Origin of the sequence: Enterococcus sp. BWT-B8, from assembly GCF_020567625.1 — a bacterium.
In the GTDB taxonomy this organism is placed as follows: domain Bacteria; phylum Bacillota; class Bacilli; order Lactobacillales; family Enterococcaceae; genus Enterococcus_L.
This window is the reverse complement of record NZ_JAJDJV010000001.1, coordinates 327620-345214: the sequence shown is the minus strand read 5'-3', so window position 1 is coordinate 345214 and position 17595 is coordinate 327620. Positions and strand designations below refer to the sequence as shown.

At 36.4% G+C, this 17595-nt stretch carries 13 protein-coding genes; 10 read left to right on the top strand and 3 right to left on the bottom strand.

The features are described 5' to 3' along the window. Positions 1–256 precede the first annotated feature (256 nt). The 4 genes from lysA (at position 257) to LI951_RS01540 (ending at position 4487) form a co-directional block, all read left to right on the top strand. On the top strand, positions 257–1561 hold the full coding sequence (lysA, locus tag LI951_RS01555) for a diaminopimelate decarboxylase (protein ID WP_229441051.1): 1305 nt from the start codon (positions 257–259) through the stop codon (positions 1559–1561). A 238-nt stretch (positions 1562–1799) separates the two neighbouring features. Next, positions 1800–2105 (top strand): DUF3784 domain-containing protein, encoded by a 306-nt coding sequence (locus LI951_RS01550; RefSeq protein ID WP_229441050.1) that lies wholly within the window; start codon positions 1800–1802, stop codon positions 2103–2105. Positions 2106–2901: 796 nt separating this feature from the next. Beyond that, entirely contained in the window at positions 2902–3558 is a 657-nt protein-coding gene (locus LI951_RS01545; RefSeq protein WP_229441049.1) for a class I SAM-dependent methyltransferase, read from the top strand. Between the two features lie 59 nt (positions 3559–3617). Further along, the gene (locus LI951_RS01540) at positions 3618–4487 is read left to right on the top strand and encodes a helix-turn-helix domain-containing protein (RefSeq protein ID WP_229441048.1); all 870 of its coding nucleotides are present in this window, start codon (positions 3618–3620) and stop codon (positions 4485–4487) included. A gap of 530 nt (positions 4488–5017) precedes the next feature. Here the strand turns inward: LI951_RS01540 and LI951_RS01535 are convergent. The 3 genes from LI951_RS01535 to LI951_RS01525 form a co-directional block, all read right to left on the bottom strand. Next, positions 5018–5920, bottom strand: coding sequence for a helix-turn-helix domain-containing protein (locus LI951_RS01535; protein ID WP_202067473.1), 903 nt, complete (start codon positions 5918–5920; stop codon positions 5018–5020). A gap of 1107 nt (positions 5921–7027) precedes the next feature. After that, positions 7028–7366: a metal-sulfur cluster assembly factor gene (locus LI951_RS01530; protein ID WP_202067474.1), complete on the bottom strand. Its 339-nt coding sequence runs from the start codon at positions 7364–7366 to the stop codon at positions 7028–7030. Positions 7367–7462: 96 nt separating this feature from the next. Beyond that, positions 7463–8029, bottom strand: a complete 567-nt coding sequence (locus tag LI951_RS01525) for an XRE family transcriptional regulator (protein ID WP_202067475.1) — start codon at positions 8027–8029, stop codon at positions 7463–7465. 209 nt (positions 8030–8238) lie between these two features. Between LI951_RS01525 and LI951_RS01520 the strand changes: the two genes are divergently transcribed. The 6 genes from LI951_RS01520 to LI951_RS01495 all read left to right on the top strand — a co-directional run bounded on the left by LI951_RS01520 (position 8239) and on the right by LI951_RS01495 (position 17209). Beyond that, a complete protein-coding gene (locus LI951_RS01520; RefSeq protein WP_202067476.1) occupies positions 8239–9306 on the top strand; it encodes a dipeptide epimerase in 1068 nt (355 codons plus the stop codon). Between the two features lie 17 nt (positions 9307–9323). After that, positions 9324–10766: a transglutaminase-like domain-containing protein gene (locus LI951_RS01515; protein ID WP_229441047.1), complete on the top strand. Its 1443-nt coding sequence runs from the start codon at positions 9324–9326 to the stop codon at positions 10764–10766. Positions 10767–10784: 18 nt separating this feature from the next. After that, on the top strand, positions 10785–12446 hold the full coding sequence (locus LI951_RS01510) for a peptide ABC transporter substrate-binding protein (protein ID WP_420705899.1): 1662 nt from the start codon (positions 10785–10787) through the stop codon (positions 12444–12446). A 446-nt stretch (positions 12447–12892) separates the two neighbouring features. Next, positions 12893–13732, top strand: a complete 840-nt coding sequence (locus LI951_RS01505; protein ID WP_202067479.1) for a PRD domain-containing protein — start codon at positions 12893–12895, stop codon at positions 13730–13732. Positions 13733–13745: 13 nt separating this feature from the next. Continuing rightward, the gene (gene nagE / locus LI951_RS01500; RefSeq protein WP_229441046.1) at positions 13746–15731 is read left to right on the top strand and encodes an N-acetylglucosamine-specific PTS transporter subunit IIBC; all 1986 of its coding nucleotides are present in this window, start codon (positions 13746–13748) and stop codon (positions 15729–15731) included. Positions 15732–16333: 602 nt separating this feature from the next. Further along, positions 16334–17209 carry a PhzF family phenazine biosynthesis protein gene (locus tag LI951_RS01495; RefSeq protein WP_229441045.1) on the top strand — a complete coding sequence of 292 codons (876 nt, stop codon included), beginning with the start codon at positions 16334–16336 and terminating at the stop codon, positions 17207–17209. Positions 17210–17595: the final 386 nt, after the last annotated feature.

Below are 17595 nucleotides of genomic sequence, written 5' to 3'. Positions count from 1 at the left end.
ATCACAAATACTTATTTTTGCTATTCACCCCAATCTGTTTTTCAGCAGAAAAAATACCTAAGCTGCTGGGTACAGGCTATATACGATTGGCTGCCTCCAAAATCTATGGCAGATGCAAAGGCTATGCGTTTCGCTCTATTACCAGAAAGTTTTGATATGATAATTAAGTCTTGGATTATTTTAAATGAGAAACTGATAGGAACTTCCCCATTTTTATGCTATCATTTTTAGTAACTAAAATGAAGTAGGTGAAAGAATGTCGTTATTATTTGGTACTGCAGAGTATAATGAAAAGAATCATTTAGCGATTGGCGGGTGTGATACAACAGAGCTGGCTGAAAAATATGGCACCCCTTTATTTATTTATGATGTTGCACAAATTCGGGAAAAAGCCAGAGGGTTCAAAAAAACATTGGATGAAATGGGCGTCAAAAATAAAGTCGTATATGCAAGCAAAGCATTCAGCTGTCTAGCTGTGTACAAGCTGCTGGAAGAAGAAAATCTAGGGTGTGATGTTGTTTCAGGCGGAGAACTGTATACTGCTTTAAAAGGCGGCATGAATCCTGATAATATTGAATTTCATGGTAATAATAAAACAAAAGAAGAACTTGAATTTGCCTTGGACAGCAAAATAGGTATGATTATCATAGATAATTTTTATGAGCTGGAATTATTGAAAGAACTGACGGCTTCGAAAGGGGTTAAGCAAGCAGTGATGCTTCGAATCACTCCTGGAGTCAATGCAGAAACACATGAATTTATTCTTACAGGACAGGTGGATTCTAAATTTGGATTTGACGTAAACAGCGGACAAGCTGAAAAAGCCTTGGCAACAGCACTTGAGATTGAAGGCTTGGATGTAAAAGGAATTCATTGTCATATAGGTTCCCAGATATTTTCCTCTGAAGGATTTATTATTGCAGTTGAGAAAATGATGGCGATTTTGCAAAAATATAAGGAAAATTATGGCTATATTGCGGATATCCTTAATATGGGCGGAGGTTTTGGTGTTAAATATGTAGAAAGTGATACACCATTAAAACCGGAACAGTTTGTTCAGGCAATTGTAGAAGCTGTTAAGGGACACTGCGCGATTCTTGAATATCCTTTACCGGAAATTTGGATTGAGCCTGGTCGTAATATTGTTGCAGAAGCAGGGACAACGCTGTATAAAGTGGGTTCACAGAAAGTGATTCCTGATATTCGTCATTATGTTTCAGTTGACGGTGGAATGGGCGATAATATCCGACCGGCGTTGTATGATGCAGTGTACACAGCTGCGCTTGCCAATCGGGTGAGCGAGGGAAACAAAAGCGAAGTGGCACTAGTTGGGAAATACTGCGAATCTGGAGATGTCCTCATTAAGTCGATTGAGCTGCCTGACCTTATTGCCGGAGATTTGCTTGCAATGAGCAGTACCGGAGCATATGGGTATTCAATGGCTAATAATTATAATCGTAATCCACGACCGGCAGTAATATTTGTTGAAGATGGCAAAGATACACTAGTGGTTCGCAGAGAAACCTATGAAGATTTGATTTCACTGGATTGCGAAGTTTAGCAGTAATCAAAAAATAAGATAGAATTTTTTTGTTTAAAGTAAGAGTGATATCAATGGATTTTGAAGAGCTTTGAGTCGATAAAATATTTGCAGAGAATATGATTTTTATCCTCGTGGTTGTTTTTCTTTATTTTGTAAATACTTTTGAGTGCAACAGATGATATAATAAAAATACGGAGATTCAGCGGCAAAGATTATTTTTTGCAAAGATCAAAATCATAAATAAGGTGAGAAAAAGATGAATTCAGACTTAGCACTACAGTTTTCTATTAGTCTTATTTTTATTGTAATAGGTATGCAGCTAATAAGAGGAAAATGGCTGATGCTTATTGCCGGTTATAATACGATGAGCAGTGAAAAAAGGAAGCGTATCAATGGACAGGCTTTGGGGAAAGCGATAGGTATATTTTTACTTTATTTTGGTGTTGTTATCCTTGCAACCACCTTGCTGCCTGCATTAGCTGATCTGTTTGGCTGGCTGATTTTGGTTCCAATAGGCTTTCTGCTAATTTATGTAAATACTTCAGCAAAATTTAAGAACTAACTGATCCGCTGCTGATGGATGAATGATGTTTCTTCTGCTCGGAGGAATGTTAATGACATCTGTCAGTTTTTTTTTGGATAGTGAAGAGTAAAGTTTTAGGAGTAAGGGAATGAATAAAATTTTTTAAAGGCGGTATTGAAAGAATGGATTTGCTTATGAAAGCAGTTCTGTTCTGAACTATTCAGTGAAAAATTAGATTGCTTTTTTACTGGAAATAAGTTTATTTTACGTATCTTATAAAAAACATAGAATTATCATTTAGCATGTTTGTGAAAAAATTATTTACCCCTGCTTTCTATTTAATTTGTGTTAAAGCCATGTATCTATAATTTGTATTAATAGAAATATTATAAAATGAAATTATATCAACTATAGGTAAAGATAGTAATGAACAAACAACACAAAAGTATTGACAAGATTCAGCTATTGAAGGCAATTATACCAGGTATTCTTCTGCTTAAAGCAGTTTTTAAAAGCACTACTAACTAGGAGGCATCTGAAAACTCAAGAGGTGAATATTTTGATGATTTTTATAGAACTTACCGTCATAAATACTCGCTTATGACCTACATAACCTGTGTTTTCTTCCTTGATTTTAACAAAAATTACTGAAAAATTTGAATTCCACTAACTTTTCAGACAGGCCCTAGTCAGAGCTGACAGAAACCTGAGAAGCCTTTATATTTTTGAATGAAAAAAGAGTAAGCAACAATAATTTAGCGCCAGATAAAAAGAGCTGCTGTTTTATAAAGGCGGCATCTTGTTTCTATCAGTCAAAGAAAAGGATGTATTTACTATGATGATTGTTGGGGTATTGTTTATTTCAGGTGTAGTAGTTTTTTTGTTTCGTTTCCTTCTTCGCCAATCAAAAAAACCGACTGGCCTTGTCGGAAGAATGATGATGCGTATTTGGAATCGTGTATATATTCCAATGACTGATTGGGCGATTAATATTCTTCCAAATAGTTCATATGATAGGATTTTGGACGTTGGTGTCGGAAACGGTGCGTCTAGCCAGTTACTGAAAAAAAGATTTCCAGCTAGTTTGATTTATGGGATTGATCTTTCAGAAGAAGCAGCAGCGGCAGCTGATCAACTAAATACAAAAGGTATTCATTTTAGTATTCAAACAATTGAACAGACTTCATTTCAATGTGGAGAATTCGACTTGGTTTCAGCTTTTCAAACGCATTTTCACTGGGAAAATCTGGATCAGGCTTTATTAGAAATACATAGAATACTTACTCCTGCCGGGCTTCTTCTGATTGCCTGTGAGTATTCGAAAATTCAATATTTTTTGAAGGACATAGCAAAAAAAGAGAGATTGGAAGATTATCTGAATGGTTTAGGCTTCAGGCTGACAGATATGAGAAAAGGGAATAATTGGGTGTGTTATTTGATAGAAAAAAAGACTGATAACGATCGGCGTATAAATTTTAGTAGATTGGAATAAAATGGTAATCCCAAGTGTTTCTGAATGTTGTATAATTCTATTTTTTGAGGAGTTGAAAAATGTCAATAAATATTGGAGAAACACTGCGTTTTTTTAGAACGCACTTAGGTTTAAAACAAAAAGAAATGCTTTCAGAATATACTGATGGTTCCGTTTATTCCAGAATTGAAACTGATACCAGACCTTTAAAATTAGATGAATTATTGGATATTTTGGATGTTGGATCAATAAATGCACATGAATTCGTAACCTTTAGCCATTTGGATAAAGAGCAGCGGCTATTTCGAAAACTACTTTCAGAAGCTGCGCAGAATTTGAGTCATAAACAAAAGAAGGAGAGTCTTATTAGTTATTATAATAAGCTGTCCAATTTAGGCTATCGAAATATACGTGAAACTTCTAATCTAATTTCGATAAAACTATCATTTTCAGAACATTGGGAAGAGATTGATGCGGTTGACCAAGAAGAGGTTGACAAAATGTTCCATTATTTAATGGAACGAAAGATACTTCTTCAATATGACTATGTTTTGCTGTCCAATCTCATGTTCAAATTTTCTGGGAAACAAAAACGGCTGATTGTAGAAAGGGCTTTTCCTGTTAAATATTATGAGAAAAGAGATTATATCACGCTGAATTTTTCATGTAATGCATTAACAAATGTAGTCATCAGCTGTTTATATAATAAAGAATTTGAAGATGCAAAGAGGTATCTGGAGACTTGTGACAAACAAGAAAAAACAATTTTCAATTTTCAGTTCCATTTAGAAGTAAAATACCTTAAGAATTTACTTGCGTATCTTGAAACAGGGAACATCAACTATTTGCAGAAGATACACAGCTTTATTGCGGTTTTAGAAGATAGTGGCTATTTAGAGCAAGCTGAAAATATCAGGGAAGAAGTTAAAATATTTACTCATGCTCCCTAAGAGCAAAAATATAGTTCTGGGAGAGAATAATGGGTATTATCTATGCGGATGGAAAGGCAAAGTTATCTCAATTGATAAATATTGATGAAAATCCATAAAAGTTGAGGATTTTACGATTATTCAGACATTGCTTTACACGTAGCATATCTGGCAGGGAACAGCAGTTGCTGTTATTCTTAAGCTATTTGGAAATGGATTTCTTTGACAGAGAGAAATTGATTAGAGATTACTGAAATCAGAAAAACTAAGAAAATGTTGCATTATGGAATACAAGGGAAGAGAAACTGCCTAATAATTATTTTTTGGTTATATGGAAAAAAGAGGACTGTGACGTAAGTAGATCTGAGACTCCTAAAGCCGAATAAACAGTGTTCTAGTCTTTGTATGATTCGAGCATTCGAAGAAGCGTAGGAGTAAAGCCCCTCCATTCTTCGAGGATCGAAACGAAGTCCTTCAATTCTTAGCAGCTCTGCCGTTTGGAAATTGGTGAGATCGAAACAAACACTCATGAGTGTTTGTCACAACCTCTTTTATTTTATATGTGTAGGCGGGGTATCAGGATGTCTTTTTTTATAGGTGAAATCCTTGATTTCCTGTATTGTTCTTTCCGCCTGACCAATATTACCAATTTCTTTTAATGTGTTGATATAATTATTCAGCTTATTTGCATAGTCTATATCACCTGTTTCAAGGAAAAGGATCAGATTTTTCAGATAATTAACCTCTAACTGGGCTTTCATATTATCCTGATTTTTAATGAGATTATCAGCAATCTTTATATATTTGAGTGCTGCTTTAAGGTTATTCTCATGCAGATATATTGTTATCAAGTTAGGAATAGCAGTATAGGCATACTTCAATGTTATTGGATCGCGCTTATCTTGATCTTTAATAGGATAGGCTTTCTCTATCAGTGCTTCTCTCTGAACTGGCGGAAGCAGATAAATCATATTGGACAATAATGTATAGTCATATTGCAGAAAATAGGTTTTATTTGAAAGTAGTGCGAATACTTGCTGTTTGTCCTCTTCAGTTATTGTTTCTATTTCAGGCCAGAACTGATGAAAGTACACTTTGATTGATATGTAATTTGATAATTCCAGCACATTTTTCATTTTTCTTGCAGACAACTTATTGTAATAATCCAATATTTTATTTTTTTTTACTGGATTTTCTATATCTGCAGAGGCTGCATAATAATCAGCTCTGAAGTCTTTCTGAAGTTTATCTAAGTTACTATATGAGATAAATTCATAGATGTTTATGTCTGCATTATCAAGAATTTCCACAAGCTCATCAATCTTTATAGTCCTGCTGTCACTTTCTATTCTGGAATAAGTGGAAGGATTTTTGGATGATGGCATCATCTCTTTTTGCATAAGATTCAGAGATGTTCTAAAAAATCTTAGCGTATCACCAATGTTCAGCTTCATATTAACCCTACTTTCCTTCTTTTATTATAGTATGCAATAATATTGAAAATAGAAAATATTTATCTTAATGTTTATTATATCATTACCAAGTATGTTCATTTTTTTAATTGCTCCCTTTATTTTAAAGTCATAATATGTTATATTTAAGTTACTTGATGGAAGGAGGGAGAAAAATATATGGTATCTTTAGCAGTGTTAGCAGGCTTATCAACCATTATTGGTTTAGGCATAATAGTTGGTCCCTAGTTATCTAAATCAGACAACCAATTATTCCTCAGTCTGTTTTAATTGATAGGGAGAATCATACCTATTTTACAGTTCGAATGTTTCCTATGAAAAATTAAGAAATATATTCTATTGATTAATTTGGATTTCTGAAAAAAATTATAACAGCTCAATTGTTTTTTATCGACAATGTTGCTTTAGTTAAAGAATTGGCCGGTCAATACAAAGCTAATGGGAATCAATTGGAATAAGCTGGAAATGTTTTTGCGTGATCAGCTCTTGTCAAAGAGTAAAAAACGTAATGATTATTGTGCAGCAAAAGTTGCTGGAAATAAACGAGGTCGTGACAAAACACTTCATACGACGAGTAAGCGCAGGAATAAAGCTCTTCGTGTAAGAATTGAAGAATATTGTTCCGATTCTCGAAGCATGGAGGGGTCTTGGAACACCGCTTGCTTGGTTTTAAGGGTTCTGGACATACTAATGTCACAACCTCGTTTATTGGTTTTTAAATTAATATATTTTCAAATACCCAGTTGACTTATAAATAAGCAGGCAAGGAGTTGCTTAAGAAGTACTTTATTTGAATTTACCCCAAACTTTAGAAACTAATACAGAAAATTATTGAACTAACAGTAATTCGAAATGTATTTTATTTGTTTAGAAAATAGCTTCTATAACTACTGATATAACAGGGGTTTTAGTGGGAAATAGGTAAATTCAAAGTACTTTACTATTGATGTTTACAGACATTTCATGTAAGTAAAAGCTGGGGAATAGCTTGTTGGAATATCAACTAAGCTGCTTTATTTTTATATCTGATTGCTGTGAAGTCAAAAAAAGAGTTGCAGAAAAACTCAGCAACTCTTGGAAAAGCAGAAACTATCTAATCCCCAATGCAATTCGTGCATAACGGGACATTTTATCTGTTGTCCAGGCAGGATACCACACAAGTTTTACTTCAACGTTCTTAACTTCGGGAATGTCAGCTACCGCCTGATGAATCTGTTCAGTTAAGATATCAGCCAACGGACAGCCCATTGTTGTTAATGTCATCTTTACGACTGTATTGCCTTCTGGATTAAAATCTATCTCATAAATTAAACCTAAATTTACAATATCAATACCTAATTCAGGGTCAATCACTGTTTCAAGCGCTGTTAAAATTTCTTCTTTGATCTCTTCAATTTCTGCTTCAGACCATTCTTTTGCTTCGCTCATTGTTTTTTCGACTCCTTTATTATCAGCTATCGTATATAATACCTTTTTTTACTCATTTTGTAAATGGAGAATCTTCAAGAGCTTTTTGAGACTTCATTAAAACTGCAAAGTAAAGAGAAGCAGCTCATCTTCCGTTTCATTCATGATGTTATGCTTTGTAAATGCACCCAGAAAAATTGTATCTCCCACATTTAATTGATGCTGTTCACCTTCAAGAAAAATTGTCGCCTTTCCTTTTATCACATGGTTAATTTCACTCAGATTATGAGAAATCATCTGCCCGCTGGAAGAAGAGTGGGCATCAATGTAAATTTTTGAAATGACCATATTTTCAGTATGTACCGGCAGATTAAACAGCGTATCATAATACGTTGAGTTTGACTGCCAGGGAGAGTAAAGAGTTTCACTGGAATTACGAATAATTCTATATTCATACTTCATTTTTTCCATCGATTGATTCACTGTTGGTGCTTCGTTTGCCATTAGGGAGGCAACAGATACATCAAGCGCCTCTGCTATTTTTCGCAATGCCTCCAAAGAAGGACGATTCACCCCTCGTTCAATCTGTGAAAGAAAGCTGGCAGAGTAGCCGGTTTTATCACCCAGTTCAGTTAAAGTAATCTTTTTTGATTTCCGCAAATCTTTTATCTTTCTAAATTCCATGAGTCGTTTCCACTCCTAAACTTCAATTTCTTCGCAAGAATATTATCTCTAATATCATTCAAAAAGACAAGAAATAAAAAAATGATGAGTGAATTTACAGAATATTCTAATATTCGTATTGACTTTTGTTAAAAAAAGATTAGAATTGTAACTGTAAATTCAAAAAATGGTTCAATTTTAACTATTAGATAATAAAAGGAGTGCCTTGGATGAAAATCACAGAAATAAAGGTGACAAAAAAAGCAGTTGAGCTAAAAGAGCCTGTAACGATTTCTTTGGGGACCGTCACAGAATCTATCAGTGCTGTGATTGAAATAGAGACTGATGAAGGGATAATTGGTTATGGTGAAGGTTCTCCCGGTATTTTGATCACAGGGGAAACACTGGATGGAACGACAGAATGCATAAAAATGTTCTCTCAGCAGTTGATAGGAACTGATCCGACTGATATAGAAAAAGTTCATTCGATTATGAATAAAATCGCTGCACATGCACCTTCAGCAAAAGCCGCAATTGATCTGGCCTGCTATGATTTGCTTGGAAAAAAAACAAGCATGCCGGTCTATAAACTGGTTGGGGGATATGACTCTGCTGTGGAAACAGATATGACAGTTGGTATAAATTCACCTGAAATAATGAGTAAGAACGCGAAAAGAGCAGTTTCACAAGGATTTAGTGTTTTAAAGGTAAAAGTAGGAACAGGAATGACGTCAGATATCGAAAGAATAAAAGCGATCCGAGAAGCAGTTGGCAATCAGATTAAGCTGAGATTGGATGCAAATCAGGCATGGGGAGCGAAAGAGGCTCTTCAAATGATAGAAAAGCTGTCGGAATATAATATAGAATTGATTGAGCAGCCTGTGAAATATCATGATATTGAAGGACTTGCTTATGTGAGAACACACTCTCCTGTCCCGATAATGTCTGATGAAAGCTGCTTTAATGCGGTAGAAGCATTAAGGCTTATCGAAAAAAGGGCAGTCGATATCGTTAATATTAAATTAATGAAATGCGGCGGGATTTATGAAGCGTTAAAAATTGTAAATATTTGTGAAGCAGCTGGAATTGAATGTATGATCGGCTGTATGATCGAGGAAAGTAATATTGGTGTAACTGCTGCTGCTCATTTGGCTGCAGGCAAGAAGAACATTACCCGAGCAGATCTGGATGCCTCTTTTGCATTACGCGAGACAGAGCTTACGGGTGGAGTTCCGCTGGAGCCTACACCATCAATTGTTCTGGATAATGTTCCTGGTTTAGGACTAAGAAGAAAATAAAGGAAGGTGTTTGAACGATGCCATTGGATTTAAGCTATTTGAGTATACCGTTGCCGGAAGAAGTCGTTCGGATAAAGCAGTATGGTGATTTTCAGGGAGCAGCAAAAGTAATTGACCATTTGCTGGAACGTAAAATCCCGTTTGCGCTAAAAAAACGTCTTGAAATTGAAAAAGAAATCATAAAAATGATCGGAATTAATGAATATCCGTTCTCAGTTAACGAAGCAATTCACCAAATGAGGGAAGCCTTTGAGCAGTTTGAATCGAAAGAATTAGACCAGCTTATGGAAGAATCTCTGGTGGACTGGATTTATGTAGGTGGGGAGCCTCATTTTCAAAGACGTTTCCTATTGAATCTGGTAAAGACACAGCCGGCATATGCTGAGCGGTTAATAAAAAAAGAAGACAGCGAAACAGATCAACTCCGAAAAATCGAATTAACTGAAAATATTCGATTAATGAAAGAAAATGGGCATCGAAAAGTAAAGATTCATATTCGTTCGTCTATCAAAATAAAAAAAGAACATGAACGAATTGGCGAGCAGGTAAAAGTTCATCTACCTGTTCCCAGAAATGCTCAACAAATTTCAGAAATAAAAATTTTAAAACATTCTGAAGCAGATAAAGTGACAACATCACCAGAAGACAGCTATCAGCGTACCATTTGTTTTGAAACTAGACTGAAAGAGAATGAAGAATTCTTTGTTGAATATGAGTATGTCAATGAAGTGCACTATATTGAATTGGATGCATTGAAAGCAGAGAAAGCAAAAGAAGAAATGTCTGATTTAGAAGAGCAGCTTCCTCATATTCGCTTTACTCCTTATCTTCAGTCTATTCTTGACGAAGTGCTTGATGGAGAAACAAATACTGTTATTCAAGCAAGAAAGATTTATGACTTTATTACGACCAATGTAAAATATTCCTTTATGAGAGAATATTTTACGATTGATAATATTTCAGAATATGCAGCAGTCAATTTAAAAGGAGACTGCGGGGTTCAGGCGATTCTGTTTATTACTCTTTGTCGAATGGCGGGGATTCCTGCTAAATGGCAATCAGGTCTCTATGTTTCACAGTATTATACTGGCTGCCATGACTGGGCACAGTTTTATGTGGAGCCCTATGGTTGGATTTTTGCAGATCTTTCATTTGGAGGGGGCGCTTACGCTGCAGGGGATATTGAACGGTGGAATTATTACTTTGGTAACCTCGACATTTTCAGGATGCCGGCAAATGATCGTATTCAAGAAGAGTTTATACCTGCTAAATTGCATGTCAGAGCAGATCCAATCGATAATCAGCGAGGAGAATGGGAATATGGGGATCAGGGAATCCCATATGCTTATTTAGAGGTTAAACAGGAACTTATTTCAATGAAGGAAATCTGGGGAGAAGGGGAACAAAAGGAATTATTCAGAAAAAGTCAATTGGATGATTCAGCAGAAAAAGTTCTGTAAAAAGAAAGGGTGGAACGTATGAAAATCGGGATAAAAAAAACGGCAGCAGTCGCTTTGTCAGCAATACTGATGCTGACAGCTTGCAGTACCGGAGGAAGGAAAACAACAGAGGATTCAGGGACAGAACAGACAGAGAAAACTTCCAGTAAAGTTCTTAATTTAATGGAAAGCTCAGAAATCAGTTCAATGGATACTATTTTTTCTCAGGATGAGCCTAGTATCGTTGCACAGTCCAATGTATTTGAAGGGCTGTATCAATTAGATGAAAATGATAGCGTGATTCCGGCAGTAGCGAAGGAAATGCCGGAAATTTCTGAAGACGGAAAGACATACAAGATTAAATTACGTGAAGATGTAAAATGGTCTAATGGAGACCCTGTTACTGCACATGATTTTGTTTTTGCATGGAAGAAAATGGCGGATCCGAAAAATCAGGCAAATTACTTTTTCCTGATGGATGGAACTATTGAAAATGGAACGGCTATTGTAAATGAAGAAAAAGAGGCAGATGAGCTGGGCGTGACTGCTGTTGGAGATTATGAGCTTGAAGTGAAATTGGCAAAGCCTGTTCCTTACTTCACCTCCTTACTGGCATTTTCACCATTTTATCCGCAAAATCAGGAATTTGTAGAAGAAAAAGGGAAAGATTATGGAACTTCGAGTGAAAACATTCTTTCCAATGGACCTTTCCTTATGGAAAATTGGGATCAATCTTCTATGTCTTGGGATCTTGTTAAAAATGAACATTATTATGATGCAGACAGTGTGAAGTCTGAAACAATTCATTTTGAAGTATTGAAAGAAACCAACACTATTTTTAATTTGTATGAATCAGGTGATTTAGATGTCGCTGTACTTTCCGGAGATTTTGCAAAGCAAAATAATGATAATCCTGATTATCAAGCAATAGAACGCTCGAAAGTATACTCTTTAAGAATGAACCAGTTAAGAAATGGCGAGCCATCTATTTTCGCTAATGAAAATGTACGCAAAGCTATTGCTTATGCTATTGATAAAAAAGGATTGGTTGAAAATATTCTGGCAGATGGTTCAAAAGAAATCTATGGCTACATTCCAAAAGATTTTGTCTTTAATCCTGAAACCGGTGAAGACTTTAGAGAAGAGGCCGGCGAATTAGTTGTAACAGATACGAAAAAAGCAAATGAATATCTGAAGAAAGCAGAAGAAGAGCTAAATGGTGAAGTGAAGATTGAACTTCTTTCAAGGGATGGCGATGGAGATAAAAAGGTTGCTGAATTTATCCAGGCTCAGCTGGAAGAAAGCTTGCCGGGATTAAAAGTTGAAGTGAAAACAGTCCCATTAAACAATGCGATTGAATTGATGAAAAAAGGGGATTATGAACTTTCTGTCAGCATGTGGGGACCAGATTATCAGGACCCTATGACTTTTCTTGAAAATTCAACGACAGGAAACACCAGCAACTATTCAAGCGAAACCTATGATCAGCTGATCGATGATGTAGTGAATAAATATGGGAATGATCTAGAAAAACGCTGGGAAACATTAATCAAGGCTGAAAAAGTACTGGTAGAGGAAGATGCAGCATTAATTCCGCTTTATCAGCAGGCACGAGCTCAGTTGGTTCGTCCGGGCGTACAGGGTATCCAATATCATAATTTTGGTCCTACTTGTATCTATAAATATGCTTATATCGAATAAGTTTTCATTCGTTGTAATAGACACTCAATTATGCGCGCTAATCATTTATTACCCCCAAAAATAATAAATGATGTATTGAAAAGAGGTCGGGATTTTATTTCTGTCCCGCTCTCTTTTCATGTCATCGATACTTTTGTATAAAAGGAAAGCAGTACAGCAAAAAAGATTACATGCGATCAGTTGATTGAGTAAATCAGATAGGTATTGGAAAATTAGTTTGTGAAAAAAAGTAGTTATTTTTTTAAAGTTTTTGGTTGACAAATGGTCTATATCTTTGTAAACTATCAATGTTAACAAGTTGAATAGCGTTTTCATGTGACTGGATAATACTAGGCATGGAAGAATTTCTATGTAATATGCTTTTTCATATTACCGTGGGATTTTTCTATGCTTTTTTGTTGCAGCGTTGAAACATTCAACCAACTTCTGCAGAAGAGGAAATGAGTATGAAGATCAAAAAAGTACTGAATCAAAATGCTGTTCTTGTCCTTGACGAAGGACAGGAGAAAGTTGCAGTCGGTAAGGGAGTAGGCTTCAATAAAAAGAAGAATGATCTGCTGCATGCTCATCAGGTGGAACGAATGTTCATTATGGAGCCTGAAGGGCAGAAAAAACTGCAGGTTTTACTCTCCCAAATCGATGAAAAATATTTTTTTGCTACGGAAGAAATCATTAACTACGCTGAAAATATTCTTGGAGAAAAACTGAATGCACATATTAACATTAGTTTAAGCGATCATATCGCTTTTGCTGCAGAAAATATTCAGAATAATATCATTGTTCGAAATAAATTACTGAACGAAATAGAGATATTGTACAGTGAGGAATTTGCCATTGCTCAATGGGCTGTGGACTATCTCACGCAAACTCTGGGGTTGCCGTTTAGCTATGACGAAGCTGGTTATATCACTATTCACATTCACAGTGCTCGCAGCGGACGAACGGACAACAGTAAAAGTATCCGTGAAGTCACTATTGTTTCAGAAATTATTCGATTAATTGAGCAGGAACTGGATATTGATATTTACGATGAGAAAATGAGCTTAAGTTATTCTCGTTTAGCCAATCATCTTCGGCTGTTTATACACCGTTTTGAGCAGAATCATTATGCCGTGTTGGATGATGATATTTTAGAGGTTGTTCGAAAAAAATATGCAGAGAGCTATGAGATTTCCAAAAAGATTCAAGTATTGTTAATGAAAGATTTCCACTATCAGGTCCCTAACGAAGAATTAGGATACCTGGCGATTCACATTGAACGATTACGAATGATAAAAGAAAAGTAGAGGAGTTTTGACTATGAAAGCATATATGCAAAAAATGGGCCGCTCATTAATGCTGCCGGTTGCGACATTACCTGTTGCAGCATTATTCATGGGAATTGGTTACTGGATTGATCCAAGCGGATGGGGAGGCAATAATCTGCTTGCTGCGTTCCTGATAAAAGCAGGAAGCACAATTTTGGATAATTTGGGTATTTTATTTGCAGTTGGATTGGCACTGGGAATGTCAAAAGATAAAGATGGATCTGCTGCATTAAGCGGACTGGTTGCCTTCCTTGTTCCTATGACACTGATTAATTCAGCATCTGTGGCTATGTTTCAAGGGATAGATGTAGAGAATGTTAATATTGCTTTTTCTGCTATCAATAATAAAAATGTCTTTATCGGTATTCTTTCCGGATTAGTTGCTGCTGCAATGTATAATCGTTTCAGCAATGTGAAGCTGCCAATGGCACTTTCGTTTTTCAGCGGAAAACGACTAGTCCCAATCGTCACAGCGGCAGTGATGCTGGTTCTTTCAGCAGGGCTGATTTTTGTTTGGCCGCCGGTCTACACTGGATTGGTTTCATTTGGAGAAGCTATTTCAGGAATGGGCCCAATTGGTGCCGGTCTATACGGTTTCTTCAATCGTTTGCTGATTCCGACTGGGTTACACCATGCATTGAATAATGTGTTCTGGTTTAACATTGCAGGAATCGACGATATTGGTAAATTCTGGGCAAGTGAAGGGGTTAAGGGTGTAACTGGTATGTATCAGGCCGGCTTCTTCCCTGTAATGATGTTTGGACTGCCGGCAGGAGCTTTGGCAATTTATCAGTGTGCCCGTCCTGAAAAGAAAAAAGCGACAGCTTCCTTAATGATGGCAGCAGCATTTGCTTCATTTTTTACCGGAGTAACTGAACCTTTGGAATTTGCATTCATGTTTGTTGCATGGCCATTATATGTGGTACACGCTATTTTAACGGGTATTTCAATGTTTGTTGCGGCTGCATTCCAATGGACTGCCGGTTTTAACTTCAGTGCTGGTCTGATCGACTTTGTTCTGAGCTTAAGAGTTCCTATTGCTAATCAACCATACATGCTATTACTGTTGGGCTTAGTTATGTCTGTCATTTATTATTTTACATTCATGTTTGTTATTAAGAAATTCAATTTGATGACTCCAGGGCGTGAAGAAGGTGATGGCGAAGAAACACCTGATTTAGATGTATCAGGCGACAGCAAATTTACTTCGATGGCACGCAGAATTTATGAAGGGTTAGGCGCTCAGGGAAATGTAACTTCTATAGACAATTGTACGACTCGCCTGCGTTTGACTGTAAAAGATACCGGGCTTGTTGATCAGGCGAAAATCAAATCAACAGGTGTTCCTGGGCTGAAAGTAATTGACAGCAGCAATATTCAAGTTATTGTTGGAACTGAAGTTCAGTTTGTGGCAGATGAGATGACGAAGCTGCACCATTCAGGCGGAATCTCAGAGAATCCAGTTGAGGAAACTGTAAAAAAGCCTGAATCAGCACCTGAAAAGACAGCAGTTTCTGGTGAAAAAGCTGATATTTATGCTGTTGCTGATGGGAAAGTAATCCCAATTTCAGAAGTTCATGATGATGTATTCTCAGCTAAAATGATGGGAGACGGCTATGCAGTTCTGCCAGAGAATGGAGAAGTCACTGCACCAGTATCTGGAAAGATTACCACCATTTTCCCTACGAAGCATGCAGTCGGTATTTTAACTGATACAGGAATAGAGGTCCTTCTGCATATGGGTGTTGATACAGTTGAATTGAAAGGTGAACCATTTACACTTCATATTTCAGCCGGTCAGACTGTGAAACAGGGAGATAAGATTGCAACGATTGATCTTTCCGCTCTGGAACAAGCCGGTAAGAAACCTGATCTGATTGTTGTATTTACGAATCAGGATATTGTAACTGCCTATGAGCTTGCAAAATCCGGACAGATGGTTTCTGCAAATGAAGTTGTAGGAAATGTCACTGTTTAATTGAAGAATACAAGACCAGCCTTAAAATGAACATTTAAGTTCATTTTAAGGCTGGTTTTTGATTTCCCTTTAATCATTTTGAACAGTAACGAGCAAAACTGTTGTTAAAAAATAGAAGTTTCCCGTAAGCATAGAATTGATAATGTTCAAATAACAGATAGTAAATAAAACAAGATCAAGAAATTTTTGTTTTAGATAGATTTTAATTTTATTTGTATGAAAAACCGCTTGATGTTGAGCTGATTTACTCTGCTGCTGTCGAACAAGATACAACATTCTCTATTATTATGAAGGTAGCTGGACAGTATGACCTGACAATGTGATAGAAATTAAGGAATAGAGAAAAATCAATTTTTAGAAAAAGAAGAAGAGGCTGTGCGTTGAAAGTGTGTCTTTTTATTAAATTACTCAAAAATATTTTAGGAGAAATAAGAATCTCCAGCTCCATTTAAATTTTGTTGACGATAAAAATATTATGTAAACAATAAATCTTGGACAACCTTTCTATATGAGAGGAGAACAGCAATGCTTTGAAACAAAGAGAATCGATCCTTTCTGTATTTTTCTATGCTATAATCTTTCAAAAAGGGAGAGATACAGTTATGGAATGTATGGTGAACCAAATAGATGCTTTTACCAGCGAACCGGGGCAGGGGAATCCGGCTGGTGTTATTTTGAATGGTGATGATTACTCAGAGGAGCAAATGCAAAACATTGCTGCGGAAGTGGGGTTTAATGAGTGTGTATTTGTCTGTGCGAGTAACGAAGCGGATATAAAACTTCGCTATTTCACTCCAGGTCACGAGACACCTTTATGTGGTCATGCAACTGTTGGGGCGATATATTTACTTTCTCAGCCAATGGCAAAAGATCAAGAATGGAAAATTGAAACAGGTGCTGGAATTTTGAATGTATTGTATCAGAAGGAGACTCAAAGTATAACAATGGAGCAATCTGCAGCAACCTTCATTCCATTTGAAGGTGAACCTGAGAGGATCGCTCAAATTTTAGGAATTCAAATGACTGATTTAGCTGAAGGGCTGCCTTTGACATATGGAAATACAGGATCATGGACATTTATTGTTCCTGTAAAAAATGAAGCTGTTTTAGACAAAATGACGCCTCTGGAAAAAGAATTTCCAAAAATTTTATCTGAAATACTCCGATCTTCCATTCATCCGTTTGCATTTGTAGAAGGAGAAGAAGATGTGTATTCGGCACGACATTTTTCCTCTCCTTTTTCTGGGACTACAGAAGATTCTGTAACTGGAACAGCTTCAGGAGTAATGGCGGCTTATCTTTTAAATCACCGATACTCTGAAGAAGCAGAGAAGCAAATTTTCATTCGTCAGGGAAAGCACGTTGGACGAGAAGGTGAGCTGACTGTTTTAGCCAAAAAATCAGAGGATGGCCATCATAACGTATCAATCACAGGTACGGCTTGTAAAAATAAAACTTTTTCTGTGAGAATTAACTAAGCTGTCCTTTAGAAGAGGAATGCTGGCAAAGGAACGCGATTCATGAAATGAGTAGCTGTGGATTGATACACTTACGCTGTGATCACATCAACTTCTATGCATGAAATATGCTGGAGTTGAAGGGCTTGGAACTTTGCCTATTTTTGAGAGTGTTCAGCTTGTTTCTGAGATGCTGCCTGCAATTAATTTTCTCCTTTTAATGCGTATTGCCAATTCATTGAATTATAGAGTTGCCAACGCTTTTCCAAGTAAACACGTTTGTATCGAGAATCGAACAATATCCTTCAATTCTTAATAGCTTTGCTATTTAGAAATTGTTGAGATCGAAACGAAGTCCTTCAATTCTTAGCAGCTCTGCCGTTTAGAAATTGATGAGATCGAAACGA

What these genes read in the sequence shown, in the direction of transcription:
- LI951_RS01515 (WP_229441047.1), top strand. Translation starts at nt 9,324, where the DNA reads ATGCCATTGGATTTAAGCTATTTGAGTATACCGTTGCCGGAAGAAGTC.
- LI951_RS01530 (WP_202067474.1), bottom strand. Translation starts at nt 7,366, where the DNA reads ATGAGCGAAGCAAAAGAATGGTCTGAAGCAGAAATTGAAGAGATCAAA.
- LI951_RS01520 (WP_202067476.1), top strand. Translation starts at nt 8,239, where the DNA reads ATGAAAATCACAGAAATAAAGGTGACAAAAAAAGCAGTTGAGCTAAAA.
- LI951_RS01505 (WP_202067479.1), top strand. Translation starts at nt 12,893, where the DNA reads ATGAAGATCAAAAAAGTACTGAATCAAAATGCTGTTCTTGTCCTTGAC.
- LI951_RS01510 (WP_420705899.1), top strand. Translation starts at nt 10,785, where the DNA reads ATGAAAATCGGGATAAAAAAAACGGCAGCAGTCGCTTTGTCAGCAATA.
- lysA (WP_229441051.1), top strand. Translation starts at nt 257, where the DNA reads ATGTCGTTATTATTTGGTACTGCAGAGTATAATGAAAAGAATCATTTA.
- LI951_RS01495 (WP_229441045.1), top strand. Translation starts at nt 16,334, where the DNA reads ATGGAATGTATGGTGAACCAAATAGATGCTTTTACCAGCGAACCGGGG.
- nagE (WP_229441046.1), top strand. Translation starts at nt 13,746, where the DNA reads ATGAAAGCATATATGCAAAAAATGGGCCGCTCATTAATGCTGCCGGTT.
- LI951_RS01540 (WP_229441048.1), top strand. Translation starts at nt 3,618, where the DNA reads ATGTCAATAAATATTGGAGAAACACTGCGTTTTTTTAGAACGCACTTA.
- LI951_RS01525 (WP_202067475.1), bottom strand. Translation starts at nt 8,029, where the DNA reads ATGGAATTTAGAAAGATAAAAGATTTGCGGAAATCAAAAAAGATTACT.
- LI951_RS01535 (WP_202067473.1), bottom strand. Translation starts at nt 5,920, where the DNA reads ATGAAGCTGAACATTGGTGATACGCTAAGATTTTTTAGAACATCTCTG.
- LI951_RS01550 (WP_229441050.1), top strand. Translation starts at nt 1,800, where the DNA reads ATGAATTCAGACTTAGCACTACAGTTTTCTATTAGTCTTATTTTTATT.
- LI951_RS01545 (WP_229441049.1), top strand. Translation starts at nt 2,902, where the DNA reads ATGATGATTGTTGGGGTATTGTTTATTTCAGGTGTAGTAGTTTTTTTG.